The organism is Streptomyces smaragdinus, from assembly GCF_009604385.1.
GTDB lineage: Bacteria > Actinomycetota > Actinomycetes > Streptomycetales > Streptomycetaceae > Streptomyces > Streptomyces smaragdinus.
In genome coordinates this window covers 52,388-77,103 of the sequence record NZ_WEGJ01000001.1, presented here as the reverse complement: position 1 = coordinate 77,103, position 24,716 = coordinate 52,388, and the positions used below count along the sequence as shown (strand labels likewise).

The 24,716-nt window shown below is 71.4% G+C and carries 25 protein-coding genes and 1 pseudogene; 14 read left to right on the top strand and 12 right to left on the bottom strand.

Annotation, left to right across the window (positions count from 1 at the left end; all coding sequences use genetic code 11):
• Positions 1-16: 16 nt before the first annotated feature.
• Positions 17-1,000 (top strand): alpha/beta hydrolase family protein, encoded by a 984-nt coding sequence (locus tag SRB5_RS00370; RefSeq protein ID WP_153449365.1) that lies wholly within the window; start codon positions 17-19, stop codon positions 998-1,000.
• Between the two features lie 254 nt (positions 1,001-1,254).
• Here SRB5_RS00370 and SRB5_RS00365 read toward each other — a convergent pair whose 3' ends face one another.
• A complete protein-coding gene (locus tag SRB5_RS00365; RefSeq protein ID WP_153449364.1) occupies positions 1,255-1,866 on the bottom strand; it encodes a TetR/AcrR family transcriptional regulator in 612 nt (203 codons plus the stop codon).
• 137 nt (positions 1,867-2,003) lie between these two features.
• On the opposite strand from SRB5_RS00365, the gene SRB5_RS00360 reads away from it, so the two are divergent.
• From SRB5_RS00360 to SRB5_RS00350, 3 genes are all read left to right on the top strand, one after another.
• Entirely contained in the window at positions 2,004-2,927 is a 924-nt protein-coding gene (locus SRB5_RS00360) for an SDR family oxidoreductase (protein ID WP_153449363.1), read from the top strand.
• 66 nt (positions 2,928-2,993) lie between these two features.
• Entirely contained in the window at positions 2,994-3,977 is a 984-nt protein-coding gene (locus SRB5_RS00355) for an alpha/beta hydrolase fold domain-containing protein (RefSeq protein ID WP_153449362.1), read from the top strand.
• Positions 3,978-4,051: 74 nt separating this feature from the next.
• The gene (locus SRB5_RS00350; protein ID WP_153449361.1) at positions 4,052-4,237 is read left to right on the top strand and encodes a hypothetical protein; all 186 of its coding nucleotides are present in this window, start codon (positions 4,052-4,054) and stop codon (positions 4,235-4,237) included.
• 205 nt (positions 4,238-4,442) lie between these two features.
• Here the strand turns inward: SRB5_RS00350 and SRB5_RS00345 are convergent, their stop codons facing one another.
• The 9 genes and pseudogenes from SRB5_RS00345 to SRB5_RS00305 form a co-directional block, all read right to left on the bottom strand.
• On the bottom strand, positions 4,443-5,588 hold the full coding sequence (locus SRB5_RS00345) for an LLM class flavin-dependent oxidoreductase (RefSeq protein ID WP_323376667.1): 1,146 nt from the start codon (positions 5,586-5,588) through the stop codon (positions 4,443-4,445).
• A 67-nt stretch (positions 5,589-5,655) separates the two neighbouring features.
• A pseudogene (locus tag SRB5_RS00340) lies at positions 5,656-5,920 on the bottom strand (ATP-binding cassette domain-containing protein); the annotation flags it as partial.
• A gap of 57 nt (positions 5,921-5,977) precedes the next feature.
• Positions 5,978-7,087, bottom strand: coding sequence for an aliphatic sulfonate ABC transporter substrate-binding protein (locus SRB5_RS00335; RefSeq protein ID WP_323376665.1), 1,110 nt, complete (start codon positions 7,085-7,087; stop codon positions 5,978-5,980).
• A gap of 425 nt (positions 7,088-7,512) precedes the next feature.
• A complete protein-coding gene (locus SRB5_RS00330; protein WP_153449360.1) occupies positions 7,513-7,971 on the bottom strand; it encodes an RrF2 family transcriptional regulator in 459 nt (152 codons plus the stop codon).
• Between the two features lie 42 nt (positions 7,972-8,013).
• Positions 8,014-9,213 carry an acyl-CoA dehydrogenase family protein gene (locus tag SRB5_RS00325; protein WP_153449359.1) on the bottom strand — a complete coding sequence of 400 codons (1,200 nt, stop codon included), beginning with the start codon at positions 9,211-9,213 and terminating at the stop codon, positions 8,014-8,016.
• A gap of 13 nt (positions 9,214-9,226) precedes the next feature.
• Entirely contained in the window at positions 9,227-9,784 is a 558-nt protein-coding gene (locus SRB5_RS00320) for a winged helix-turn-helix domain-containing protein (RefSeq protein ID WP_153449358.1), read from the bottom strand.
• A gap of 322 nt (positions 9,785-10,106) precedes the next feature.
• A complete protein-coding gene (locus SRB5_RS00315; RefSeq protein WP_153449357.1) occupies positions 10,107-11,348 on the bottom strand; it encodes a YncE family protein in 1,242 nt (413 codons plus the stop codon).
• A 192-nt stretch (positions 11,349-11,540) separates the two neighbouring features.
• Positions 11,541-11,975, bottom strand: a complete 435-nt coding sequence (locus tag SRB5_RS00310) for a MarR family winged helix-turn-helix transcriptional regulator (RefSeq protein WP_194292787.1) — start codon at positions 11,973-11,975, stop codon at positions 11,541-11,543.
• Positions 11,976-11,985: 10 nt separating this feature from the next.
• Positions 11,986-13,329 (bottom strand): D-arabinono-1,4-lactone oxidase, encoded by a 1,344-nt coding sequence (locus SRB5_RS00305; protein ID WP_153449355.1) that lies wholly within the window; start codon positions 13,327-13,329, stop codon positions 11,986-11,988.
• A 92-nt stretch (positions 13,330-13,421) separates the two neighbouring features.
• On the opposite strand from SRB5_RS00305, the gene SRB5_RS00300 reads away from it, so the two are divergent.
• The 10 genes from SRB5_RS00300 (at position 13,422) to SRB5_RS00255 (ending at position 22,504) form a co-directional block, all read left to right on the top strand.
• Positions 13,422-13,970: a UGSC family (seleno)protein gene (locus SRB5_RS00300; RefSeq protein ID WP_153449354.1), complete on the top strand. Its 549-nt coding sequence runs from the start codon at positions 13,422-13,424 to the stop codon at positions 13,968-13,970.
• On the top strand, positions 13,967-15,118 hold the full coding sequence (locus SRB5_RS37335; RefSeq protein ID WP_194292786.1) for a hypothetical protein: 1,152 nt from the start codon (positions 13,967-13,969) through the stop codon (positions 15,116-15,118). The genes SRB5_RS00300 and SRB5_RS37335 overlap by 4 nt, the downstream gene beginning before the upstream one ends.
• A gap of 7 nt (positions 15,119-15,125) precedes the next feature.
• Positions 15,126-16,106 carry an NAD(P)/FAD-dependent oxidoreductase gene (locus SRB5_RS00290; protein WP_153449353.1) on the top strand — a complete coding sequence of 327 codons (981 nt, stop codon included), beginning with the start codon at positions 15,126-15,128 and terminating at the stop codon, positions 16,104-16,106.
• Positions 16,099-17,265: a CaiB/BaiF CoA transferase family protein gene (locus SRB5_RS00285; RefSeq protein ID WP_153449352.1), complete on the top strand. Its 1,167-nt coding sequence runs from the start codon at positions 16,099-16,101 to the stop codon at positions 17,263-17,265. Before SRB5_RS00290 ends, SRB5_RS00285 begins: the two co-directional genes overlap by 8 nt.
• A complete protein-coding gene (locus SRB5_RS00280) occupies positions 17,262-18,386 on the top strand; it encodes an acyl-CoA dehydrogenase family protein (protein WP_153449351.1) in 1,125 nt (374 codons plus the stop codon). Before SRB5_RS00285 ends, SRB5_RS00280 begins: the two co-directional genes overlap by 4 nt.
• On the top strand, positions 18,383-19,402 hold the full coding sequence (locus SRB5_RS00275; RefSeq protein WP_194292785.1) for an acyl-CoA dehydrogenase family protein: 1,020 nt from the start codon (positions 18,383-18,385) through the stop codon (positions 19,400-19,402). Before SRB5_RS00280 ends, SRB5_RS00275 begins: the two co-directional genes overlap by 4 nt.
• On the top strand, positions 19,399-20,160 hold the full coding sequence (locus SRB5_RS00270; RefSeq protein WP_153449349.1) for an enoyl-CoA hydratase/isomerase family protein: 762 nt from the start codon (positions 19,399-19,401) through the stop codon (positions 20,158-20,160). Before SRB5_RS00275 ends, SRB5_RS00270 begins: the two co-directional genes overlap by 4 nt.
• A gap of 19 nt (positions 20,161-20,179) precedes the next feature.
• Complete coding sequence (locus SRB5_RS00265) at positions 20,180-21,013, top strand: SDR family NAD(P)-dependent oxidoreductase (protein ID WP_153449348.1); 834 nt, start codon at positions 20,180-20,182, stop codon at positions 21,011-21,013.
• Positions 21,014-21,092: 79 nt separating this feature from the next.
• The gene (locus SRB5_RS00260) at positions 21,093-21,827 is read left to right on the top strand and encodes a peptidase associated/transthyretin-like domain-containing protein (RefSeq protein WP_153449347.1); all 735 of its coding nucleotides are present in this window, start codon (positions 21,093-21,095) and stop codon (positions 21,825-21,827) included.
• Positions 21,806-22,504: a hypothetical protein gene (locus SRB5_RS00255; RefSeq protein ID WP_153449346.1), complete on the top strand. Its 699-nt coding sequence runs from the start codon at positions 21,806-21,808 to the stop codon at positions 22,502-22,504. The genes SRB5_RS00260 and SRB5_RS00255 overlap by 22 nt, the downstream gene beginning before the upstream one ends.
• 24 nt (positions 22,505-22,528) lie before the next feature.
• Here SRB5_RS00255 and SRB5_RS00250 read toward each other — a convergent pair whose 3' ends face one another.
• The gene (locus tag SRB5_RS00250) at positions 22,529-22,936 is read right to left on the bottom strand and encodes a hypothetical protein (protein WP_153449345.1); all 408 of its coding nucleotides are present in this window, start codon (positions 22,934-22,936) and stop codon (positions 22,529-22,531) included.
• The gene (locus tag SRB5_RS00245; RefSeq protein ID WP_228389665.1) at positions 22,926-24,629 is read right to left on the bottom strand and encodes a hypothetical protein; all 1,704 of its coding nucleotides are present in this window, start codon (positions 24,627-24,629) and stop codon (positions 22,926-22,928) included. Before SRB5_RS00245 ends, SRB5_RS00250 begins: the two co-directional genes overlap by 11 nt.
• Positions 24,630-24,716 lie beyond the last annotated feature (87 nt).

Genomic DNA, 24,716 nt, shown 5'->3' with positions numbered 1-24,716 from the left:
AAAGGTTGTGACGAGGATGCCTGACACGCCACAAGAGGGTTCGACCGCCCCCGCTCCTGCCTGGGAGCCGCCGCCCTATGCCGATGCCGGGCGCTTCAGCGAGCACGAGGTGACGGTCGGCACCGGCCGGTTCGCCGTACCGGGCACGGTGAGCGTGCCCCGGGGCCGGACTCCCGGCCCCGGCGTGGTGCTGCTCGCCGGCGGCGGGCCGTTCGACCGTGACGAGACCAGCGGGCCGAACAAGCTGCTGAAGGACCTGGCCTGGGGACTCGCCGCCCGCGGGGCGACGGTGCTGCGCTTCGACAAGGCGACGTACGTCCACCCCGAGGTCGCCACGGCCCCGGACCTGACCATGACGCAGGAATACGTGCCGTACGCGGTCGACGCGATCGACCTGCTCCGGCGCCGGCCGTCGGTGGATTCCGGGCGGGTGTTCGTCCTCGGCCACAGCATGGGCGGCAAGATCGCACCGGCCGTCGCCGCCGCGGCCCCGGCGGTCGCGGGCGTGGTGATCATGGCGGGCGACGCGCAGCCGATGCACCATGCCGCCGTCCGCGTCATCAGCCACCTCGCCACCGTGATGCCCGACCAGGTCCCGGCCACGGTCGTCGACGGTTTCCGCCGGCAGGCCGACCTCGTCGACGGATCGGAGCTGACGCTCACGACTCCGGCGTCGGACCTGCCGTTCGGCCTGCCTGCGTCGTACTGGCTCGAACTACGCGACTACGACCCGGTCGCGATCGCCGCCGGACTCGCCAAGCCGCTGCTCATCCTCCAGGGCGGGCGCGACTACCAGGTCACCGTCGCCGACGATCTGGCCCGCTGGCGGGCGGGCCTGACCAACCACGCGAAGGCCGACATCCGCGTCTACGGCGCCGACAACCACCTGTTCTTCCCCGGCACCGGACCATCCACCCCGGCCGAATACGGCGCCCCGCAGCATGTCGACCCCGTGGTCGTCGCCGACATTGCCGATTGGCTGAGCCGCTGCACAAAGTGAGCACCGGCAGCGGCTGCTGCGATCCTCCCGCCGGGACGACGGTTGCGGCCGAAATGCCTCGCGACGTCTGCCGCCCGTATCGCACGGCGGATCACACACGAACGCCGGTCTGCTCCGCATGCCGTGAGGCTTTTTTCCGTGCCGGTGGTTCCGGGCCCCGGCTGCGGTGGCGGAACCCGACCCTGGCGTTCCGAAGCTGCCCGGGCCCACAGCGCGAAGGACTGCGGGCCCCTTGCCCGGGGTGCCTGCCGCATTCAGGCCACGTTCTCCTGGTCCTGGAAGCTCGCGTCGGTCGCGGCGGCGTGTTCGGCCGGTGCGGTGAGGTGCCTGGTGGCGTCCAGGGTTTCCCGAATGTGCTGGGCGAGATTGCGCTGGTCGGGGTCGTCGATCCAGCGTTCGAAGGCGACCTTGAAGGCGGCGATCCCGATTGCGGCCGCCAGTGCCGCGGTGGTGGCATCCAGGCCGCGTTCCCGGAGCGCGCGGTCGAGGGTGGAGACGAGTGAGGCCTGTTTGGTCAGTTCGCGTTCCTGCAGTTCGGGGTTGGCGGCGATGACGGCTTGGCGCTGCCGTACCAGCTCCGCGCGTTCTTCGAAGACGGGAGCGGCTTCGGTCAGGGCATGGGTGATCACCTCCAGTGGCGCCGGGGTGTCGGCGGCGGCCGTGGCGTGTGCGAGGACGTCGGCCAGGGCGTTGGGCTGGAAGAGGACTTCCCGTTTGTCGACGAAGTGCCGGTAGAAGGTGCGTTCGGTGACCTCGGCCCGGGCGGCGATCTCCGCCACGGTGGTGGCGTCGAAGCCCTGGTGGTTGAAGAGCTCCAGCGCCGCCTTCTCCAGGCGGCCTCGTGCGTCGGGTTTCCATCGGCTCATGCCCCGATCCTACCCCGCGATGACAGAATCTGACATCAGAGTGATGACAGGGACTGACGTCGGGTGTACTGTGATGTCACGAACTGACATCACGGCTCTTCGCCCCTGGTGGAGAGCCCGTAGCAAAGGGCAACACCATGCGCGTATTCGTCACCGGAGCCTCCGGACATCTCGGCTCCGCCGTCGTCCCCGAGCTCCTCGAAGCGGGACACCAGGTCGTCGGGCTGGCTCGCTCGGACACGTCCGCCGCCGCGCTGACGGCTGCTGGCGCCGAGGTGCACCGAGGGGACCTCGATGAGCTCGACGGCCTCACCGCGGCCGCCGCCGCGGCCGACGGCGTCATCCACCTGGCCTTCAAGCACGACGCCATGTTCGCCGGCGACTTCGACGGCGCGGTCGCGGCCGATCTGCGCGCCGTCGACGCGCTCGGGAACGCGCTCGCCGGCACCGGCAAGCCGTTGGTGGGCACGTCGGGAACCGCGCTGTACGCCTTCGCGGGGCTGAAGGGCTCTCTCACCGAGGCCGACGTACTCGACGCAGGACCACGGATCGAGGCCGAGAACGCGGTGATCGCACTCGCCGAGCGCGGCATCCGCTCGTCCGTCGTCCGGCTCACTCCGACCGTGCACAGCCCGCTCGACCACAACGGCTTCATCCCGACCTTCATCTCCATCGCCCGCTCCAAGGGCTTCTCGGCCTACGTCGGCGACGGCGACAACCGCTGGCCCGCCGTGCACACGCTCGACGCGGCCCGCCTGTACCGGCTGGCGCTGGAATCCGCCCCGGCCGGGTCACGGCTGCACGCCGTCCACGACGAAGGGATCACCTTCCGCCGGATCGCCGAGTGCATCGGCCGCGGCCTGAACCTGCCCGTCGCCGGCATCGCGCCGACCGAGGCCGAGGCCCACTTCGGCTTCCTGAGCGCTCACGCCCAGGCCGACAACCCGTCCTCCAGCACGCTGACCCGCGACCTCCTGGGCTGGACGCCCGTCCGCCCCGGCCTCATCGCCGACCTCGGCCAGGGCCACTACTTCGCTGCCCCCGCCACCACCGCGGGCTGAGCCCCCACACGACCCACCATCCCCCTGCACGACCGGCTGCTGCGCAGCCGGGAGGAAACGAGCAACATGAACACCAAGAACGCACACGAGCGCCTCGACCCGGAACTCGCCGAGGTCCTGAAGGCGGTGCCGATGACCGAGGCCGGCGTGTTCGACCTCAGCGACCTGGACGGCACACGCGCCGGCGTCCGCGCCTTCGCCGAGGCGATCGCGGCCCGGATACCGGACGAGCCGTCCGTGTCGGTCGAAGAGGTCCAGGTGCCCCGCCCGGACGGATCCACCCTCGCCATCCGGCTGCTGCGGCCCACCGGGGCGGCCGGGCCGCTGCCGGTGCTGGTCTGGTTCCACGGCGGCGGGCAGGTCCTCGGATACGCGGCCCAGGACGATCCCACCCTCAAGCACCTGGTCCTGGAGGTCGGCTGCGCCGTCGCCTCCGTCGACTACCGGCTCGCACCGGAGGCTCCCGCCCCGGCCGCCGCCGAGGACGGCCTGCTCGCCCACCGCTGGCTTCGCAGCCAGGCAGCCGCGCTCGGTATCGACGAGGGCCGCGTTGCCCTGGCCGGGCAGAGCGGCGGCGGTGGTATCGCCGCGGCCACCGCGCTCATGATCCGCGACCAGGACGAGCCGGCGCCGCTGTTCCAGGCGCTGAGCTACCCGATGCTCGACGACCGCAACACCACCGCGTCCAGCCACGAGGTCACCGACATCGGCATCTGGGACCGGACGACCAACACCCTGGCCTGGAACCTGATCCTCGGGGACCGCGCCGGCACCGACGACGTGCCGCCGTACAGCGCACCCGCGCGCGCCACGAACCTGGCCGGCCTGCCGCCCACCTTCATCGCAGCCGCCGAACTCGACGTCTTCCGCGACGAGGACCTGACTTACGCGACACGGCTCCAGGCCGACGGCGTGCCCGTCGAACTGCACCTGTATCCCGGTGCCTACCACGCCTTTGACCTCTTCGCCCCCGAAACCGCGGTCAGCGCCGCGTACCTCCACGCCTGGTACGGTTACCTGCGCCGCCAGTTCAGCGCCCGTCAGCCCTGAGCATCCGCGCGATCGCCGGAGCCCGCCGCCAGGAAAACGGACTCGCCTCCGGCCTGTTCATCGCCTCCGCCCAGGTGGGCAGCGGAGTCGTCCTCGGCGTTGTGGCCACCGTCTTCGGACACGCCGTCCATGCCGACGTCGCCGACTACCGCGCCGGGCTCGCCGCCGCAGTCCTGGCCACCGCGGCCTGCCTGACCGGACTGCGCCGGGGCACCGCCACGAACCAGGCGTCCCAGGCGCCCGGCACACTCGACGCCTGACGACGGTGCACCGGCCGGCTCCGGCAACACCCGGACAGTTCGATTCAGGCGCGCTGCGGCCCACCTGCACGACGGAGCGCGAGAACATCCGGGATCCGACGCGGGAAGGGCTCGACACCGCGGCCCGCAGACGACGGCGGAGTCGGGGTCTGCGGGGGAGAGGCCGGTGATGGTGTCGGCAGGTCGCCCGGGTGTGGGCCGGTGTTCAGGAGGCTGTGAACGGGACGGCCGGGGCCTCGGCCCGTTGCGTACCGGCCGGGTGCCGCCACAGGCCGCGGGCGGCGAGCTGGGGGAGGACGCCTTCGCCGAACCAGTAGGCCTCCTCCAGGTGTGGGTAGCCGGAGAGTACGAACTCGTCGATGCCCAGGGCGTGGTACTCGGTGATCCGGTCGGCGACTTCGGTGTGGCTGCCGACCAGCGCGGTGCCCGCGCCGCCGCGTACCAGGCCGACTCCGGCCCAGAGGTTGGGGTGGATCTCGAGGTCGGCGGTGGTGCCGCCGTGCAGTTCGAGCATCCGGCGCTGGCCGACGGACTCGCTGCGCGCGAGGCCTGCCTGGACCTGGGCGATGGTGTCAGGGGCGATGCCGGAGAGCAGACGTCCGGCTTCGGCCCAGGCCTGTTCGGACGTGTCGCGCGTGATGACGTGCAGCCGGATGCCGAACCGGACCCGGCGCCCTTCGCCGGCGGCGAGCTTGCGGATCCAGGCGATCTTCTCGGCGACCTGCGCGGGAGGCTCGCCCCAGGTGAGGTAGACGTCCGAGTGTCGGGCGGCGACGGGGCCGGCCGCGGCGGAGGAGCCGCCGAAGTAGATCTCGGGGGCGGGTTCGGGCAGCCGGTGCAGCCGGGCCTCCTCGACCCGCAGATGGGCGCCCTCGTGGGTGACGGTCTCACCCCGCCACAGGGCCCGTACGATGCCGAGGAACTCGTCGGCGCGGGCGTAGCGGGCGTCCTTGTCCAGGAAGTCGCCGTAGGCGCGCTGCTCGTGGGACTCCCCGCCGGTGACCACGTTGAGCAGCAGCCGCCCGTGGGACTGGCGCTGGAAGGTCGACGCCATCTGGGCGGAGAGCGTGGGGGAGATCTGGCCGGGCCGGAAGGCCACCAGGAACTTCAGCCGCTCGGTGACCTCGACGAGCATGGCGGTGGTCAGCCAGGCGTCCTCGCACCAGGCGCCGGTGGGGGTGAGTGCCCCGGCGAAGCCCAGTTGTTCGGCGCTGCGGGCGATCTGGCCCAGGTAGGCGATGGACGGCGGGCGGTCGCCCCCGGCCGTACCGGCGGGCAGGCCGTGGCCGCCGCCGACGATGGCGCGGCTGTCGCCGTTGGTGGGCAGGAACCAGTGGAAGGTGAGTGACACGGTGAGTCCTTCTTGTCGACGCGGGGGCGCGGCGGGGCGGTGAGGTACGTCGGACCGCGAACGGCTAGTCCATCAGCAGCAGCCGGCTGTCCTGGGCCAGGGCCCGTGCCAGTGCGACGCGCTGGTACGGGCCGCCGGACAGTTCGTGCACCCGTTTGCCGTGCGCGCCCTGCAGCCGTACGAGTTCGAGGAGCCGTTCCGTCTCGGTCCCGCGACGAGGTCGAGCATGTGGACTTGCCGGAGCCCGAGGTTCCCAGGAGGGTGACGAACTCGCCCGGCGCGACGTCGGGTGTGATGTCGTCCGGTACGAGCCGGGGGCCGCCCGGGACGCTCCGGGTGTCGCCGCCATGGTCGTCACCTCCTGGGAACTCGTCGGGGTCCGGATGCCGTTACTCGGCGCCGAGTCCGGCGTCGTCGACCGTGTCCTTGCCCGCGGCCCCCAGGACCTTGTTGAGCAGCGTGAGGTCGTAGATGCCGGTCAGGTCGGGCTTCTCCAGCAGGCCGGCCTTCACCGCGTGCTCCGCCTCGGTGTCGAGGGTCGAGGCCAGCGGGTCGTCGAGGAAGGCGACGGACTTCCAGGCCGGGTCGATGATGTCGGCGGGCAGCGCCTTGCCCGACAGCTTCTCGAGCGCCGTGTTGGCGGATGCCTTCGCCTTGTCCGGGTTGGCGTTGATCCACTCGTTGGTCTTCACCGAGCCGCGCAGGACGGCCTCGACGACGTCGGGGTGCTCCGCGAGGAACTTCTGCGACACGATGATGTTCGTGATCACGAACTTCTTGCCGGGCCACAGGTCGGCTTCGTCGAGGAGTACTTCGGCTCCCTCGGAGACCAGCTTGGACGCGGTCGGTTCCGGTACCCAGGCGCCGTCGATGGAGCCCGACTTGTAGGCGTCCGGGGTGACCTTGTTGTCGGTGCGTACGACGGAGACGTCGCCCTTGCCGCTGTCGGCGTCGACCGTCCAGCCCTGGTCCGCGATCCAGTTGAGGAACGCCACGTCCTGGGTGTTGCCGAGCTGCGGGGTGGCGATCTTCTTGCCCTTGACGTCCTTCAGGGACTTGATCTTCTCCGGGTTGACGACGAGCTTCACGCCGCCGGAGGCGGAGCCGCCGACGATGCGCAGGTTCTCGCCGTGCGACTTGGTGTAGCCGTTGATCGCGGGGGAGGGGCCGATCCAGCCGATGTCGATGGATCCGGCGTTCAGGGCCTCGATCTCGGAGGGGCCGGCGTTGAAGGTCGAGGCCTTGATCGTGGTGCCGCCGAGTTCCTTCTGGAACAGGCCCTCCTGGACGCCCACCAGCGCGGTGGCGTGGGTGAGGTTGGGGAAGTAGCCGATCTTCACTTCGTCGGCGGAGAGCTTCTCGGCGCCTGCCGCGGCGGCCGGGGCCGGCTTGTCGTCGTCGGTCGAATCGGAACCGTAGCCGCACGCGGTGAGCAGGAGCGGCAGCGCGGTTATGACGGCGAGGGTGCGCAGGGCGGTGATCGGTCTGACGGCAGGCACAGAGGTGTCCTCTCGGGAGGGAAGGATGATCGGGGGATGCCGCGAACGCGGGGCGCGATGCGCATGGGCAGGCGCCCGCGTTCCGTTCCCCGGACCGGTACGGCGTCGGGGAACGGGGCGGAGACATGCGGGAACGGAGGCGGGCGCGGGAGGCGCCGCCGGCCGGAAGGCGTTGCGCCTACGGCCTCAGACGGTGCGACAGATGGCGCTGGAGGTCAGGCCGAGGTCGATGTGGCGACGCGAGGTCAGCAGGGGGAACGAAAGGTCCGCGCGATCGAGCGTACTCATGACCACCCCTCAGATCCCTAGTTTTCCTACCTGACTTATAGGGATCCTGGCAGAAGCCGGCGCCCGGCCCAAGAGGGTGTTCACAGGATGGACGCGGCCGTCTCATTTTTCGGGATGCGAGGCCGGCGTCCGGCGCGTCAGGGGTTTATCCAGGCCTTCGGGGCGTCGGTCAGTGCGGCCACCCCGGCGGGCAGCCTGCCCGACGCGACGTCCGCGAGCGACACGCCCTCGAGGATCTCGCGCACGTTGGACCGCAGTGCGATCCACAGGGGGAGCAGCGACTCGGCCGGACCGGTGTAGGACAGCTCGGGCGGGCGGACTCCGCGCACCGAGACCAGGGGTCCCTCCACGACGCGGATGACGTCGGCGATGCTGATCGACCCGGCGTCCCTGGCCAGCCGGTAGCCGCCGTTGACACCGCGCTGGCTGAGCACCAGGCCGCCCCGGCGCATGTCGTTCAGGATGCTTTCCAGGAACTTGTGGGGGATGTCCTGGGCCTCGGCGATGGCCTCGGCCTTCAGCGGCCCGCCGTCCTGTGACGCGGCGAGCTGCAGCGCGGCACGTACCGCATAGTCCGCCCTGGCTGAGATCCGCATGTGGTCATTATCGCGTACGGGTCCGGCGGGCATCCGCCCCGGTCAGGCGGGCAGGACGAACGGAGGGTGGGCGCCGTTGAGGAAGTAGTCCCCGACCTCGCGGAGCCGGTGGGCGACGGGCTCGTGCAGGGTGTGGGTGCGGGCGTTGCGCCAGAAGCGGTCGAAGCCCAGCCGCGCGGAGGCGGCGGGGGCGCCGATGATGTCGAGGGCGCCGGTGGCGCAATCCTGGGCGGCTCTGGAGGCGGCGGCCCCGGCCATGGCGACGAGGGCGGAGAGGTCGGCGTACGCGTCGTAGGTGAGGTTCTCGCCGAGGGCCAGCGCGCGCCGCACGGCCTTCGTCGTCTCGTCGGCGAGCGCGGACGCGGAGCGGGTGAGGACGGTGAGTTCCCCGTAGGCGGTGAGCACCTGGGGGTCGTGGGCGGCGCCGGGGTATCCGCAGTGCTCGCGGGCTTCGGCGAGCGCCCCCTCGGCCAGGCCGAGCAGGAGCTGGACGGATACGAGACGCCCGACCGGTGAGGCCAGGGCCGCCCGCGGCGAGCGGAAGTCCTCGTCCGCGGACAGGGAGCCGAGTACGTCGTCGGCGGCGACCGGCACGTCGTCGAACTCCACGCTGCCGCCGGCCGCGAGCCGCTGCCCGAACGTGCCGGCGTCGCCGTCGACGCGCACGCCGCGACCGGCCGGATCCACCACGACCACGAACGGCTCGCCCGTGTCCTGCCGCACCGCCCGTACGGCGATCCGGTCGGCGACCAGGACCCCGGTGGTGAAGCTCTGCCGGCCGGCGAGCACCAGACCCCGCGAGGCCCGGGTCAGTGCCAGCGGCGGCTCCTGGCGGGCGAAGCCGCCGCCCCAGCACCACGCCCCGGCCGCCGACCGCTCCTCGATCCGCGCGGCGAGAGCGGCCGGGGCGAAGAACCGGGCGCTCCACGAGACGAAGTAGTGGCAGCCGAGCAGCTGACCGATCGCCCCGTCGGCCGCGGCGATCTCCCGGACGACGGCACAGGCCGTGGGCCAGTCACCGCCGCCTCCCCCGGCCCCGGCCGGCACCAGGAGCGTCAGCAGCCCCGCCTCGCGCAGCCGGGACACCTCGTCGGCCGGGACCTTGCCCGCCTGTTCCCTGGCCACGGTGTCCGTGGCCAGGTCGTCCGCCGCCTCGCGGGCCACGCGCAGCCAGTGCGCCCGGCCGGGCCCGGTCCGGTCGGGTCGCGGGGCGCAGCGCGGCGGCGCGGGGGCGGGGCCCATGGAAGCGGTCTCCTCAGGGTCGGCCGCAGGCCGCGGCATCGGGGCTCTCCTGCGGGTCGGGCACGTACTTGTAGCCCATGCGCCGCACGGTGACGATCCGGTTCCGGTGGGCGCCCAGCTTGCGGCGCAGACGGGCCACGTGGACGTCCACGGTGCGGCCGTCGCCCACATGGTCGTATCCCCAGACGGCGGTCACCAGCCGGTCGCGGGAGTGCACGCGGTGGGGACGCCGGACGAGATACGCCAGCAGTTCGAACTCCAGGTACGTGAGCTCGAGTTCGCGTCCGTCCACCTCGACGACATGCCGTGCCGCGTCGATGCGTACGACGCTGTCCCCGGTCCGCTGGGCCGGGACCAGAGCCGGGTCCCCGGTGACGGCGGGCCGGATGTCGGGCAGCGGTCCGTCCTGGGCGAAGAGGCCGGCGGGATCGGTGCCCTCGGGAACGAACACGAGATAGCCGACGAGCGGTTCGGTGGTCCGCTCCCCGGGGTCGCTCTGCTCCGTGGTGCCCACGAGGCGCAGACGGCGTGTGTCGGAGAGCGGCAGGTGGTGCGGGAGTGCCGTGGTCATGGCGGATGTCCCTCGGAAGTGTTGTCCGGCTGTCGGCCGGCAGGGGGTGAAGTCGCCCGGCCGTCCCGGGAAGGGGCGCGGGCGGATGTGCGGACCGCGGGTGTTTACGCGTGACAGCAGGCGGCGCTGACGACGTGACCAAAGTCGACATGCCGACGACGAACGAGTCGTAGCTGTGTGCGGGACATGAACATCATGCTGCGCATCCGCACGGTGCCCCGTCAAGCCTTTCCCAGTAATTCGATAGGAAACATAGGGAAGTTCTCACGCTGCGAGATGTAGCCGACGGTGTGACCTCTTCGTCCGGCCACCGGCCCCAGTATCAGCCGATGCCCGTCCAGCCCGCCGGGATGTTCCCCGGCCGGACCCGCTGCGGGTGGTCGCCCACCGTCGTGGACGCGATCTTCTGCCCGGTCGTGAACGAGATCGACGTGACCCGGTCCGCGCCCGACTCCGAGATCACGCACGCCGTCCCGTCGCCGGTCACGGTCGACCAGTACGGCTTGGACGCCGGAATCAGCGGGCCCTGCGCGAGGGAGCTGCGGTTGACGACCGTCGCGTAGTCGTCCATGGTTCCCGCCACGCACAGGTTCTCGCCGTTCGGCTGCATGGCGAGGCCGTGGTGCCGTGAGTCGTTGACCATGGACGTCCGGTCGTCCGACGTGCCCGGGTTCTTCGGGAGGATCTTCGTCCGGGTGATCCGGTCGGTGGTCACGTCGTACTCGAAGAAGCCGTGGAAGAACGAGACCTGGAAGTACAGCTTGGACTCGTCCGGGCTGAACGCCGCGGGCCGCACCGCGTCCGAGTAATCGCCGAGCCCGGCCGCGTCGAGCCGGTCACGCATGTCGATGGTGCGGATGGGCTGGAGCGTGTCGGCGTTCACCACGGTGATCTTGCGGTCGCCCTTGAGGAAGTCCATCCACGGCTCGTCGAGATCGTTGTTGACCTCCCCGATGGACATGTTCCACAGCTGCCCGTTCGAGGTGAAGACGTTCTCGTGCGGCTTGTCACCGGTGGCGAAGTTGCCGATCTCCCGGCCGGTGCGGATGTCCAGCACATGCACCTTGTTGCCCGTGGACGCGGACACCGCGACCCGCGTGCCGTCGGGGGAGAGGGCCATGTGGTCGGACCGGAAACCGTCCACCCGGAAACGCCAGTTCAGGCGGCCCGTCGACAGCGAGATCGACGCCACGTCACCGAAACTCGGCCGCGAGACCACCACCGCCGAGCCGTCCGGTGTCGTATACATGTCGTCCACGAACTGGTCGTGCCCCTCACCGGCGGTCTCCCGGATCACCAGGAACGCCGCCAGCCGGACCGGATTGAGGTAGATCTCCGCCAGCCGCAGATCCTTGTCCGGGATCACGTTGATCCGGCCGATCGGCGTGAGACTCGCGTCCGGCGACACCACACTCGCCGTCCCGTCCCAGTTGTTCCCGACGAGCAGCACCTCCCGCAGCTGCTGCGCATCCGCCGCCTGAGCCGGAACCGCCCCCGTCCCGAGCAGCGCCGCCACCGACGCCAACGCCGCGAGCCCACGTCCGTACCCGACACTGCGCCTCATGCCGCACTCCTGTCTCGCGGAGGAACCCCGAAGGCTGTTACCGGGGGTAAGGTAACGGCCTTACGCGTGGGTAACCAGAGGGCGCGCAGCGCCGGCCCACATCCGGCCGAAACCCGTGGGGTGCGCCGGAGGGTCGCGTCACCCGTCTCGGGCGGTGGAGTCTCCACGACTGCCGCCCCCGGCGAGCCGGCGTTATCCCGCGGCCCCGTCACCCAACCCCGCCAGCGCGCCGAGGACATGGGCGCGGGACGTCGCGTCGAGGGGGAGCAGGGCGTCGTCGATGAGGTGGCGGTAGAAGTCCTTCTCCGCGGCGAAGGCGCGTTCGCCCATGGAGGTCAGGGCGAGTACGACGGTGCGGCGGTTGGTGGGGTGACGGCGGCGTTCGAGGTAGCCGTCACGTTCCAGGCGGTCCGCGAGGCTGGTCAGGGTGGACGGGCTGAGCCGCAGGCTGCGGCGTACGGACAGGATGGGGGTCGCGCCGTTCAGTCCCAGTTCCTGGATGAGCATCCGGGCGCGCAGGTCGAGCGTCGACGTCGGGCGGGCGCGGTGCCTCGCTTCGATCACGTGGACCAGGCGCATCAGCGCTTCGATCTCGTTGTCGGACGCACCGGGCTCCTGCTGGGACATGGGGGCCATCCTACTGAGCGCGGCCGAGCAGCCGGTCGATGGCCGGGCTGCCGAACAGCCCGCCCGGATCGAGCTTCGTACGCAGCGCCGTGAACTCGTCCCACCGCGGATACAGCCCGCCCAGCTCCGCCGCCGTCAGGGTGTGCCACTTGCCCCAGTGCGGCCGGCCGCCCTTCGCCACGCACGCCCGCTGCGCCTCCTCCCACGCGCCGTCGACGTCGATGCCGGGCGACTGGATCGCGGCGCCCACCCAGGTCGTCGTCCTGCCGTACTGGGGGTGCAGCCACGCCGACTCGGCCGGCGCGACACGTGTCTCGCAGGGGAAGGCGGCGGGCACCCGCGCGTCCTCGACGGCCGCCATGAGGGTTCGTACGCAACCCGGCCCCTCGGCCTGCTCCACGGCGAACTCGAACGCGTCGTGCCGGACGAACAGCGGACGCAGGAAGACCTTGTCGTACGTGTCGACCGTCGTCTCGGGCCGGATCCCCCGGGCGAACGCGCGGCTGAGCGCGGGCACCAACCGGGGTGCCCGCCGCGCCACCGCCCCCATCGCCCGGAGCCCGTGGTTGACCTTGACCACGTCGCGGAACCATTCGCCGAGCGCGGACGGCTTGTCGACCGGGTCGGTGGTCCGCTCGGCCGTCCACATGAGGACCTGGTCGATGTACGGCATGAAGTAGAAGCCGATGTGCCCGTTTTGCGGCGGGTCCTCGAGCAGGGCGAGCGCCTGGTCGCGGGTGATGACGCTGTCCGTCCGGCGCAGGTGGTACGCCGGTACGGCCCGCAGGGTGACGGCGACGATGACGCCCAGCGCGCCGAGGCTCACCCGGGCTGCGTCGAAGAGGGCGGGGTCGGGGTCCTCGGCGGAGCATCGTACGAGGCTGCCGTCCGCGAGCATCAGCTCCATCGCGACGACCTGGGAGGCGAACGCCGGGGCGGTCAGCCCGGTGCCGTGGGTGCCGGTCGACAGGGCGCCGGCGATCGACTGGTGGTCGATGTCGCCCATGTTGTCGAACGCGAGGCCGTGCCGGGCGAGTTCGGTGCGTATCTCCCGCAGGGACGCCCCGCCCTCGACGGTCACGTGTCCGCTTCCGGGGTCGACGTGGCGGATGCGGTTGAGGCGGCGCAGCGAGACCTGGGTGTCGGGGGCGGTGGCCACGTCGTTGTACGAGTGGCCGCTGCCGACGACGCGTACCCGTGAACCCTCGGCGGTGGCTTCCCGCAGCACCCGGCGCAGGTCGTCGAGGTCGTGCGGTACGGCGAAGCGCTGCGGGCGCACGCTGTGCCGGCGGGAGAAGTTCGTCCAGGTGCCGTCCGCGGATACGTCCGCACCGGCGGGACGGCGTGAGCCCATAGAAACATTCCTTGTCTCGTAACGTCTCTTGCACGTAACTTCCGTGGCGCATATGGTCCGCGTCACGGCATGCGGCGTCAAGGGAGGACGCGATGGGTATCTCGATCGTCAACCCGACCAGTCACGAGGCGGCGCCTCGGTCGGTCCCCCGCCACACGGTCCCCGCACTCGACGGGCTGACCGTGGGCTTTTTGTGCAACAGCAAGACGAACGCCGACCAGGTCCTGGAGGGCGTGGCGACCGCCCTGGTCGAGCGGTACGGCGTGACGCCCCGGCTCTACGCCAAGCGTGTCCCGTCGATCGCCGCCTCCGACGACGTCCTGGACGAGATCGCGGCCGACTGCGCCGCCGTCGTGGTCGCGATGCTCGACTGCGGCTCCTGCGCCTCGTGGGCGGTCGCGGACATGGCCGCCCTCGCCGGACGCGGGCTGCCGGTGTGCGGGGTGGCGTCCACCCAGTTCGAGGGCTTCTCCCGGCAGGTCCTCGCGATCCAGGGCGCCGACGCGCTCGGTCTGTCCGTCCTCGCCCACCCCATCGGCGGCATCCCGCCGCGCGAGGCGTTCGACCGGGTCACGCCCGCCGCGGTGGACGCCGTCGTCGCCGCCCTGACCACCGAGCCCGGCAAGGAGCACGCCGCGTGAGCACCACCGACCTCCTCGACCTCGCCGACGCTCACGACGAGGAGTCCGCCGCCGAGCAGCTGCACCGCTGGGGCTGGACCGACGGACTCCCCGTCGTCGTCCCCACCCCCGAACGCGTCGAGCGCTTCCTCGCCGCCGCGACCCGCGACGCCGACGCCGTGCTCGGCCCCGTCGCCCCGCGCGGCGCCGAACTGACGCTGCGCCGGCTGGCGGCCAACGCGGTGATGGCCGGCTGCCTCCCGGAGTACATGCCGGTGCTCGAGGCGGCCGTCGTCGCGATGCAGCAGAACGACTTCAACCTCTACGGCATGCAGATGACGACCCACCCGTGCGCCCTGATGGTCATGGTCCAGGGCCCCCTCACCGGCGAACTCGCCGTCGCGGCCGGCGCCGGCTGCATGGGCGCGGGCTTCCGCGCCAACGGCACGATCGGCCGCGCCGTACGGCTCGTCGCCATGAACATCGGCGGCGCCCGCCCCGGCGAGGGCGAGGTCGCCGGCGACATCGACCGCGCCACCCAGGGCTCACCGGCCAAGTGGTCGTTCTGCTTCGCCGAGAACCACGCCGACAGCCCCTGGCCCGCGTTCGCCTCCGGCTTCGCCTGGCCGGACGGCTGGGACCCGGCCGACAACCTCGTCACCGTCGCCGCCGTCGAAGGCCCGCACAACATCAACGACCACCAGTCGTCCACCGGCGAGAACCTCCTCAAGACCATCGCCGCCACCATGTCCACCCCGGGCGCCAACACGGCGTACCGCGGCGGCGACCAGTACCTCGCGCTCGGCCCCGAACACGCCCGCGTCCTCGCCGACTCCGGCCTGGGCCGCCGCGACGTGCAGGAGTACCTCCATGAACACGCCCGCGTCGACGCGACCCGCGTCGGGCCCGAGAAGCTGGAGGAGGCGAGCCTCTGGGGCGGCTACCGGCTGCGGCTGGAGGAATGGGGGCACCGCGTACCGATCTCGCGCGCGCCCGAGGACATCCGGATCGTCGTCGCCGGCGGTACGGGGAAGCACTCCGCCTGGATGCCCACCTTCGGCGCCACCTGGAGCCAGACCGTACGGCTGCCGCGCACACCCGGCGGCGACTTCACCCTCGCGCCGCTCAACGAGACGGCGAGCTGGCCCAACGACCTCGAGGCGGAGTGAGGAGCCGGTGAGCATCTGGGCCAACGTCGCCCCGCCGCCCGAGCTGCCCGACGCCGTGGACGCGGTCGTCGTCGGCGGCGGCCCGGCTGGCTGCACCGCCGGGCTCTACCTCGCGCGGGCGTGCGCCGACACCCTCGTACTCGCCGGAACGGCGCCGGGCGGACAGCTCGTGGACACCGGCGCGGTGGAGAACTACCCCGGCTTCCCCGACGGCATCGACGGCCCCGACCTGATGGCACGGATGCGCGAGCAGACCGAACGGGCCGGGGCGCGCGTCCTGACCGAGGACGCCGAAGCGATCCGGTACGCGACCGACGGCGGCCCCCACGAGATCGTCACCGCCCGCGGCACGGTCCGCACCCGCGCCGTCGTCCTGGCGACCGGCTCCGAGCCGCGCCGCCTCGGGCTGCCCGGCGAACAGGAGCTGGGCGCCGGGGGCGGCGTCGCGTACTGCGCGGTGTGCGAGGCACCCCTGTTCAAGGGCCGGGACGTCGCGGTCGTCGGCGGCGGCGACAGCGCCATGGAGGAGGTCCTCGCCCTCACCGGGCACGCCCGCCGGGTGCACCTCGTCCACCGCGGCGACCGCTTCCGGGCGACACCGGTGCTGCTGGAGCGCGTACGGGCGCTCACCGACGTCAGCGTCCGCACCGCACACGTCGTACGGGAACTGCGGCGCGGCCCCGACGGCAGGCTGTCCGGCCTGACCCTCGAGAACACCGCGACCGGCGACACCGCCCCACTCGCGGTCCAGGGCCTGTTCGTCGCGATCGGCCACACCCCGCGGACCCGGCTGGCCGGCGGCGTACTGCCGCTCGCCCCCACCGGCCACCTGCACACCACCGGCCCCGGCGGGACCACCGGCCTGCCCGGGGTGTTCGTCGCGGGCGACGTGACGGACGCCCGCTACCGGCAGGCCGTCACCGCGGCGGCGGCCGGATGCGCCGCCGCCCTCGAGACCACGCGCTATCTGGAGGGCGTCCATGCATGAGCAGCCGACCGGACCGCTGAGCGGCATCCGGGTCCTGGACCTGACACGGGTGGTGATGGGCCCGTTCGCCACCCAGATCCTCGCCGACCAGGGCGCCGACGTCGTCATGATCGAGGCGGCGACCGGGGACACCAACCGCGTGATGGGCCCCGGCCCCGCACCGCAGTTCTCCGGCGTCTCCCTCAACCTGCTGCGCAACAAACGCTCCCTCGCCCTCGACCTCAAGGACCCCGGGCAGTCGGCGCTCGTGCGCGGCCTCGTCGAGGACGCCGATGTCGTCGTCGCCACCATGCTGCCCGGCACCCTGCGCCGCCTCGGCCTCGACTACACCGCCGTCCGCGAGATCAACCCCGGCGTCGTCTACTGCCAGGCCCAGGGCTGGCCGCTCGGCTCCGGGGCCGAGGACTTCCCCGCGTACGACGACATCATCCAGTCCGCCACCGGCGTCGGCGACATGATGGACCGCGTCGCGGGCGAGCCGGCGCTGCTGCCCACGATCCTCGCCGACAAGGTATGCGCCCTCGCCCTCGCCCAGGCCGTGACCGCCGCCCTCTTCCACCGCGCCCGCACCGGCGAGGGGCAGCACGTCGAGGTGCCGATGGTGCAGGCGATGACCGCGTTCATGCTCGCCGAGCACGGCGCCGGCGCGATCCCCGAACCGCCCACCCCGCAGGGCGACCTGCCGCCCACCGGCTACCCGCGCGTGATGACGCCCGAGCGCCGCCCGCAGCGCACCGCCGACGGCTGGATCCAGATCCTGCCCTACCACCCGCAGCACTTCTTCGCGATCTTCACGGACGCGGGGGAGACCCAGCTCCTCGAAGACCCCCGCTTCGCCGACCTCGCCTCGACCATCAGGAACGCCGCCCAGCTCTACCCCCTGATGCGGGACATCGTGAAGCGGCGCACGACGGGGGAGTGGCTGGACTTCTGCCGGAGCGCCGGCATCCCCGCCGTGCGGATGGCGACCCTCCAGGACCTCGTCGACGACCTCCCGCTGGCCGAACACCCGGTCGCGGGCAGCTACCGCGTCCTGCCGCCCACCGCCAACTTCTCCGCCACCCCCGCGAACGTACGCCGCCCCGCTCCGAACGTCGGCGAGCACACCGCACAGGCCCTCGACGGAGGTCCGGTCTGGGACGAGAGGAGCCCCGTATGAGACTGACCGCCACCGAACTCACGCCTGCCGAGCGGGAGCTGCAGCAGGAGGTACGGGCCTGGCTCGCCGAGCGGCTGCCGGAGGGGAGCTACCCCGTCGGCCTCGGCATGGTCGGCGCCTTCGACCCGGAGTTCTCCCGCGACCTCGGCGCCCGCGGCTGGCTCGGGATGACACTGCCGAAGGAGTACGGGGGCGGCGGGCGCACCGCCGTCGAACGGCTGGTGGTCGTGGAGGAACTGCTGGCCCGCGGGGCACCGGTGGGCTTCCACTGGGTCGCCGACCGGCAGTCCGGGCCGGCCATCGCCCAGCACGGCACGGACGAGCAGAAGCGGGAGTTCCTGCCCCGTATCGCCGCCGGGGAGATCTCCTTCGCGATCGGCATGTCCGAACCGGACTCCGGCTCCGACCTGGCCTCCATCCAGGCGAAGGCCGAACCCGCCGACGGCGGCTGGGTCATCAACGGCAGCAAGATCTGGACCTCCGGCGCACACCTCGTCGACTACATCCTCGGACTGTTCCGCACGGGGGAGGGCAAGCACGCGGGCCTGACACAGTTCATCGTCGAACGGCCCACCGAGGGGCTGACGATCTCCCCGATCCCGTTCATCGACGGGGAGGACCACTTCTGCCTGCTCACCTTCGAGGACGTGTTCGTCCCCGACAGCCGCCGGCTCGGCGAGACCGGCTTCGGCTGGATCCAGAACCAGGGCGAACTCGTCCTCGAACGCGGCGGCGTGGACCGCTGGATGTCCGCGATCCCCCTCCTCGAACGCTGGGTGCGGCGCTGGGATACAGACTCGCCCCGGCTGCGCGAGGACCTCGCCCACATCGCCACCCGCTGCTGGGCCTTCCACGGCATGTCCCTCGCCGTCGCCCGCATGGTCGACGCCGGTGAACTCCCGAAGACGGAGGCCGCCCTCGTCAAGGACATGGCCACCCGCTTCGAACAGGACTGCGTGGACATCGTCGTACGACACCTCGGCCGCATGCCCGACCCCACCTCCACCGACCCCTTCGAGGCCCTCCTCGCCACCGCCGTCCTGGACAGCCCCTCATGGACGCTCCGGGGCGGCACCACCGAGATCCTGCACAACCTGATCGCGAAGGAAATGAACCGATGAGCGCGGGCAACGACCTCCAGGAGCTCGCCGACCGGCTCTTCACCGACAAGGCCGGCCACGACGCCGTCCTCGCCGCCGAACAGTCACCGCTGCTGCAGGAACTGTGGCACACCGTCGCCGCACTCGGCCTGCCCGCCATCGGCATCGACGAGACGGCGGGCGGCTCCGGCGGCACCCTCACCGACACCGTCACCTGGCTCACTGCCGCCGGACGCCACGCCGTACCGTTGCCCCTGCTGGAACACCACCTGGCGCTCTGGCTGCTCACCGCCTCGGGCGGCCGCGCCGAGGGGAACGCCCCCTGGACGATCGCACCGCCCGGCCAGACACTCACCCTCGACGGCAACACCGCCACCGGCACCCTGCACGACGTCGCCTGGGGCGGCGGCAGCGAGTGCGTCGTCGTCCACACCGGTACGAACCTGCTGGTCCTGGACACCGGCGACGCCACCGTCACCCCCGGCCGCGACCTCGCCGGCCAGCCCCGCGACACCCTCACCTTCGAACGGGCCGGTGCCGAAGTGCGGCCCTGCCCCGTCCCGGCCGACCACCTCGCCCGGCGCGGAGCCGTCCTGCGCGCCGCGCAGATGGCCGGCGCCATGGCCGCCGTCAACGAGCTGTCGCGCCGCTACACCGCCGAGCGCCGGCAGTTCGGCCGCCCGATCGGCACCTTCCAGGCCGTCCGCCGCCACCTCGTCTTCCTCGCCCAGATGGCGGTGACGACCCAGCTGGCCGTCGACCGCGCCGCCCTGGCCCTCGACGCGTCGTTCGCCGCCTTCGCCGCCAAACTCCTCGCCGACGACAACGCCGCCGTCACCGTCCGCTCCGGCCACCAGGTCCACGGCGCGATCGGCATGACCCGCGAATACCCCCTCCAGGACTTCACCCGCCGCCTCAACGCCTGGCGCGGCGACTGGGGCACCCAAAGCGCCCTCGGCGAACGGATCGGGACCGCCGTCGCCGGCGCCCGGCGGATCGCATCGGTCGCCACGGACGAAGGGTCGCTGCCGGTATGAACGACGTCACCCTCGACACCGACGGCCACGTCGCCGTCATCGAGATGCACGCCCCGCCCGCGAACTTCTTCTCCCGAGACACCCTGGCCGCGATCGCCGACGCCGGCGAACGCGCCACCACCGACGGGGCACGGGCGATCGTCCTGTGCTCCGAGGGCCGCCACTTCTGCGCCGGCGCCCGGCTCGCCGACGACACCGGCACCCTCGACCCCCGTACCGCCGCCGCGGCGGTCTACGAACAGGCCACCCGCATCCTCCGCCTCGAGATCCCCGTCGTCGCCGCAGTCCAGGGCGCGGCCGTCGGCGGCGGACTCGGCCTGGCCTGCGCCGCGGACTTCCGCGTCTCCGGCCCGAGAGCACGCTTCGAGGCCAACTTCTCCCGCCTCGGCTTCCACTGCGGCTTCGCACTCAGCCTCACCTTGCCGCGCATCACCGGACAGACCCGCGCCGAGCAGATGCTGTACACCGGCCGCGCGCTGCGAGGACAGGAGGCGTACGACGCCGGCCTCGCGGACCGGTACACGGAGGAGGGACAGGAGCGGACGGAAGCCCTCGCGCTCGCCCACGAGATCGCCGCGGCCGCCCCCATGGCCGTCCGGTCGATGCGCACCACGATGCGCGCCGCACTGCTCGACGCCCTCGCCCCGGCCCTCACCCGCGAACTCGACGAACAAGCACGCCTCTGGCGGACCGAGGACGCCGCGACCGGCATCGCCGCGTCCCTGGAACGCCGCGAACCCGTCTTCCGCAACCGCTGATTCCGTAACGGAGATACGCATGACCCAGCACGTAGTGATCAGCGGCCTCGCCGACGGCATGGGCCGGCGCACCGCCCTGCTGCTCGCCGACCGGGGCGTCTCGATCGCCGGCTTCGACGTAGACGAGACGGGCCTGGACTCGCTGAAGCAGGAACTCGACGCCAAGGGCGTCGACCACCACCTCGTCCCCCTCGACATCCGCGACCGGCCCGCCGTACGCGCGTTCCGCGACTCCGTCCTGGAGAAATGGGGACACGTCGACACCGTGATGTCCAACGTCGGCGTCCCGTTCTTCGGCCCGTTCGAGGAAGTGGACCTCGACGCCGCGCTGCGCGCCTTCGAGATCAACGTGATCGGCGCCGCGGCCCTTTTCCAGTCCTTCCTCCCCGGCATGCGCGAGCGCCGCAGCGGCAAACTCGTCGCGGTCGCCTCGCTGGTGGGCCGCATCCCCTTCCCGTTCGAATCGGTGTACTCCTCCACGAAGTTCGCCGTGGAGGGACTCGTGCAGTCCCTGCGGTACGAGGTCGAGCCGTACGGGATCAAGGTCGCCCTCATCGAACCGGCACAGGTCTCCACCGGATTCGCCCAGAAGGCGCTGAAGCTGCCGGACGAGAAGTCCCCGTACCACGAGCGCGCGATGCGCTTCATCGAACGCGACAACGAACTCGTCAGCCGGGCCACCACCCCCGAACAGGCGGCGGCGCGGATCGCCGCCGTCGTCCTCGCCGGGAAGCCGAAGCTGTTCAACCAGGTCGACCGGATGAGCTCGCTCTTCTTCTTCCTCAACCAGCACCTCCCGACCCGGGTCCGCGACGCGATCCTGCTGCACCACATGCGCATCCGGGACAAGTGACCCGGCGCCGGGACCTCCCCGCACGACGCCCCGAACAACCGGCCGGGACGGCGGGTCAACCGATGCAGAAGGGACACGCATGCGCCACAGCAGATACGCCCTCGCCCTCGCGAGCACCCTCGCACTCGTCGCGGGAGCGACCACCACCGCCACCCCCGCGGCAGCCGCCGACACCGTCACCCTCAGCGGCGTCGCGTACAACATGGTCAACGGCGGTCGCATCCCCCTCGCCAGGATCACGATCCCGGAGACCGGCGCGAGCGTCACCGCCGGCTGGAACGGTGCCTGGTCCATCAGGGCACCGGTCGGCAGCGACGCCACCATCCGGGTGTCCGCGCTGGGCTTCCACACCATGTACACGCAGACCTTTCAGAACCTCTCGGCCGACATCGACGGGATCTACCTCCAGACGCCCGACGTGGTGGTGGCCGCCGCCCTCCAGGGCCTCATCGCGGTCTACGAGGGCCGCGACCCGTTCACCGACGGCTGCGTCGTGGTCTCCACGGTCAGCGACCCGCGGGTCGTGGGCATGCCGTACGACGACTTCTGGGACTTCATCCCGCACGGCGTCGCCGGCGCCACGGTGACCGCGAGCCCGCCGCTGGCCAAGCGGTACTACTTCACCGAGGACGTCATCCCGGTGCCCTCAATTCTCTCGCCTACTCCGAGCTGTTGTCGGCTCGCTGCACTGAGTGCCGAACCGGTCCATACGCCCGCGCTCAGACAGAGGTGGGTCTCAGGCCCACCGGCGGGGCAACCATCCTGCGCTCCTGATCGGGGATCATGGGCGGCATGGAACACATTGCGCCGGTGAGCGTCCTTGCTCTCCGTCCTGTCCTTCCGCATCCGCAGTCGATCATGAAGGGGGCGGGCATACGTCCTTTGATCGACGACCAGGACGTGCTGGAGGAGATACATCCGGACGGCGATTCAAGCTGCTATCAGCAGATGTGGCTCGGTTCCTCGGAGACATGGCCGCTGTGGGCCGCTCGCGAGCCTCGCCGTGTCGAACTGTCGAACAACGACTGCGTCACCGATTGCTGTGGAGGAGTGTTCGTCACCATCCAGCGTCGTGGCGATCACGTCGAGTGGGTGAGCTGGGAGAACACCAACGACATACGGGTCCCTGTTCCACCGGAGGTCCGCTTCGACGCCTCACAGTACGACGCCGAACTGGCTCGGGTCGTAGCTGACCACAGCTGGGAGGAGCCCGTAGACACGGCGGCCCGTCTACTGGCCCACCGGATCGCTGCAACCGACTGGTACAAGCGGTGGGACTGCCAGCCGTTCGCGCACGGCATCCGTGTGCAAGAGCGGGGGGAGTCTGCTGAAGTAGTCATGCCCTTCGTCACCAGCCAGTTCGACGAAGGCGGTACGTACCGCTGGCACGTCATGTCCGTGACTGCGCAGGAGCCCGTCGAGGAACAGGTAGGGCGGTTCGTTGAGCAGATCACAGCTACCGACCCCCGCGAGAGTGCAAAGGGTCCCTGACAGCGCCCCCGGGGGCCTCGTGCATCAAGGGGCGCTGGTGGGCAGCGTCCGGACAAGGCTGCGCTGACCTCTGTTGTCGGTGCGCCGGTCCAGCTCGGTGCGCAGTTCGTGGATGACCTGGGCATAGACGGCGACGCGCTCGCGAAGCCGGGCGTTGTCCTCCCGCAGTGCGCGTGCGATGGCTTCGGCGTCTACTGCGCGGGCGTGCAGATGCTGGAACGCGGGCGGGATGCCGTTCACCTCGGACTTTCGGCGGGTGAATTCTTCCTTCAGGTCAACGTGCTTGTGGGTGAGGACCCAGCGCTTGACGCCTGCCTCGGCGGCAAGTTGCAGCGTGGTGAGCGCCCCCGTGGACCGGGTTGGACGGCCGTCGAGGAGCCGTTGGATCGCTGCGGTGATGGCGTCGCGTTCGTCGTCTTGGTCAGTGGCCATCGTGAGGTTCTCCGGTGCGGTCGTGGGCGGTGACGATGCGTTCCAGGCGGTCGAGTTCGTGCTGTTCGCGGGCGTGTCGGAAGGCGGGAGCCAGCGGGTCGTCGACGAGTGGCCGTAGTCGCTCGATCTGGACGAGGACGTGTTCGATGTCGCGATCGGTCCTTGCGATGTTGACGCAGTTCGGGCGGCAGTCGTCGAGGTCGGGGGTGCGACGGGTGCTGTCCTCCTCGCTGCGCAGGCGGCAGGCTGCTCGCTTGGGGTCCAGGACGCAGGTCATGCCCTTGCCGGGGAAGATCTGGAGGTCGGGGTTGGCGAGCATGGTGGTGGCGTGCCGCTTGGTGCGCAGAACTCGGCCGGCGAAGCGAGTGGCGGCCTGGACGCGGTGCCGGTAGGTCTCGGCTGCTGGGCCGCTGACCTGCTCGCCTTCACGTAGGCGCTGGTGCGCGTCGGCGAGAGTGTCCAGCCGGGCCAGCCAGTCTTCGAAGGCGAGGTCGTCGGGGAAGCCGGAGGTGTAGTTTCCGGCGTAGCCGAGGGTCATCTGGACGCGGAGGTGTCCGTATTGGATGGCGGCGGCAACCAGGCCCCGTGGCCGGCGGACGATGAACCAGGCCAGGGTGCGGCGCAGGCGGGCGGTGTAGATGACCGGGTGGACCGGGTCGGGCGGAATGCGGTCACTGCGGCCGTGCTCGGTGCAGTAGGTCTCGACCCAGGCCAGGAATTCGGCGATGTCGTGGTTGATCCGGGTCTCCGATCGGGAGGCGCCGACGCGGCTGCGCAGGATGGTCTCGCCGTCGCGGCCGTCGGTGAACAACGTCGCCGGGAACAGCCAGGTGCTCGTGTGGAGCCGTTCCAGGACGGCGACGGCGGTGGCGACGGCCTCGGTGACGACCCACGGATCGGCCCGGATCTCGCCCTCGGGCATCTTGTCGCCGGCAGCGTCGCGGACACCTTTCCAGTGTCTGCCGCGCAGGAGGACCAGGCCGTGGGCATGGTCTCGTTCGACGCAGCCGCGTTCCAGACTGAGGACTTCGCCTGCCCGCATCCCCGACAGGTAGCTGATCACGATGAAACAGGCCGTGCTCAGGTGCCGGGCCAGGAAACCGGCCTCGGTGTAGTCGATGGCCCCGTCGTGCCAGGGCCGGCCGTCCAACCGCCCGGTGACCGGCGCGTCCAGCGGCGCGCCCTCGATGACGCACAGCCCCATCTCGGCGAAAACGGCGCGGTTGCTGGGGGCGTCCAGCGCGCCGCGGCCCGTGTCGAGCACCTTTCCCAGATGCGAGAGGTTGACCCGGAGCGTGCCGTCCTTATCCCGGATGCCGGGAAGCGGACGTCCCTGCTCGCGGTAACCGCTCAGCAGGACGCGCAGGGCGTCGGTCAGCGCGCCCTTCGGGCGCCGCGGTGGGGGAATGTCCCGGCCCCCGCGGCTGCGGCCGCTGCGCTCGCTGAGGACAAGGTGCTCGCTGAATGCCGCGGTGATGTCCTCAGCGAAGGTCTCCACGAACCGCAGGGACCAGGCCAGCAGCGCCGAAATCGTCTCGGGGTGGATGCGGGGGGTGCGGTTCTCTTCGCGGACGGCTCGCCGCTGCTGGAGGATGTCCTGAATGCGCTCGCCGCGCCAGGGCGGTGTCTGCGGCAGCCGGTCGGCCTCGGGCAGCAGGTCCCGGTAGGACCACACCCGGTTGTCGGCGTACACGTGAACGTCCCCAGCCGCGTACGGATGAACGCGGCCGGTTTCTGATGTGCTCAGGTCTTCGGGTGGGCACTCTGCTGCCAGGTCGGT

Coding starts and splice junctions, on each gene's coding strand:
- SRB5_RS00370 (WP_153449365.1), top strand. CDS start 17: ATGCCTGACACGCCACAAGAGGGTTCGACCGCCCCCGCTCCTGCCTGG.
- SRB5_RS00365 (WP_153449364.1), bottom strand. CDS start 1,866: ATGAGCCGATGGAAACCCGACGCACGAGGCCGCCTGGAGAAGGCGGCG.
- SRB5_RS00360 (WP_153449363.1), top strand. CDS start 2,004: ATGCGCGTATTCGTCACCGGAGCCTCCGGACATCTCGGCTCCGCCGTC.
- SRB5_RS00355 (WP_153449362.1), top strand. CDS start 2,994: ATGAACACCAAGAACGCACACGAGCGCCTCGACCCGGAACTCGCCGAG.
- SRB5_RS00330 (WP_153449360.1), bottom strand. CDS start 7,971: ATGCGGATCTCAGCCAGGGCGGACTATGCGGTACGTGCCGCGCTGCAG.
- SRB5_RS00325 (WP_153449359.1), bottom strand. CDS start 9,213: ATGGGCCCCGCCCCCGCGCCGCCGCGCTGCGCCCCGCGACCCGACCGG.
- SRB5_RS00320 (WP_153449358.1), bottom strand. CDS start 9,784: ATGACCACGGCACTCCCGCACCACCTGCCGCTCTCCGACACACGCCGT.
- SRB5_RS00315 (WP_153449357.1), bottom strand. CDS start 11,348: ATGAGGCGCAGTGTCGGGTACGGACGTGGGCTCGCGGCGTTGGCGTCG.
- SRB5_RS00310 (WP_194292787.1), bottom strand. CDS start 11,975: ATGTCCCAGCAGGAGCCCGGTGCGTCCGACAACGAGATCGAAGCGCTG.
- SRB5_RS00305 (WP_153449355.1), bottom strand. CDS start 13,329: ATGGGCTCACGCCGTCCCGCCGGTGCGGACGTATCCGCGGACGGCACC.
- SRB5_RS00300 (WP_153449354.1), top strand. CDS start 13,422: ATGGGTATCTCGATCGTCAACCCGACCAGTCACGAGGCGGCGCCTCGG.
- SRB5_RS00285 (WP_153449352.1), top strand. CDS start 16,099: ATGCATGAGCAGCCGACCGGACCGCTGAGCGGCATCCGGGTCCTGGAC.
- SRB5_RS00280 (WP_153449351.1), top strand. CDS start 17,262: ATGAGACTGACCGCCACCGAACTCACGCCTGCCGAGCGGGAGCTGCAG.
- SRB5_RS00275 (WP_194292785.1), top strand. CDS start 18,383: ATGAGCGCGGGCAACGACCTCCAGGAGCTCGCCGACCGGCTCTTCACC.
- SRB5_RS00270 (WP_153449349.1), top strand. CDS start 19,399: ATGAACGACGTCACCCTCGACACCGACGGCCACGTCGCCGTCATCGAG.
- SRB5_RS00265 (WP_153449348.1), top strand. CDS start 20,180: ATGACCCAGCACGTAGTGATCAGCGGCCTCGCCGACGGCATGGGCCGG.
- SRB5_RS00260 (WP_153449347.1), top strand. CDS start 21,093: ATGCGCCACAGCAGATACGCCCTCGCCCTCGCGAGCACCCTCGCACTC.
- SRB5_RS00255 (WP_153449346.1), top strand. CDS start 21,806: ATGGAACACATTGCGCCGGTGAGCGTCCTTGCTCTCCGTCCTGTCCTT.
- SRB5_RS00250 (WP_153449345.1), bottom strand. CDS start 22,936: ATGGCCACTGACCAAGACGACGAACGCGACGCCATCACCGCAGCGATC.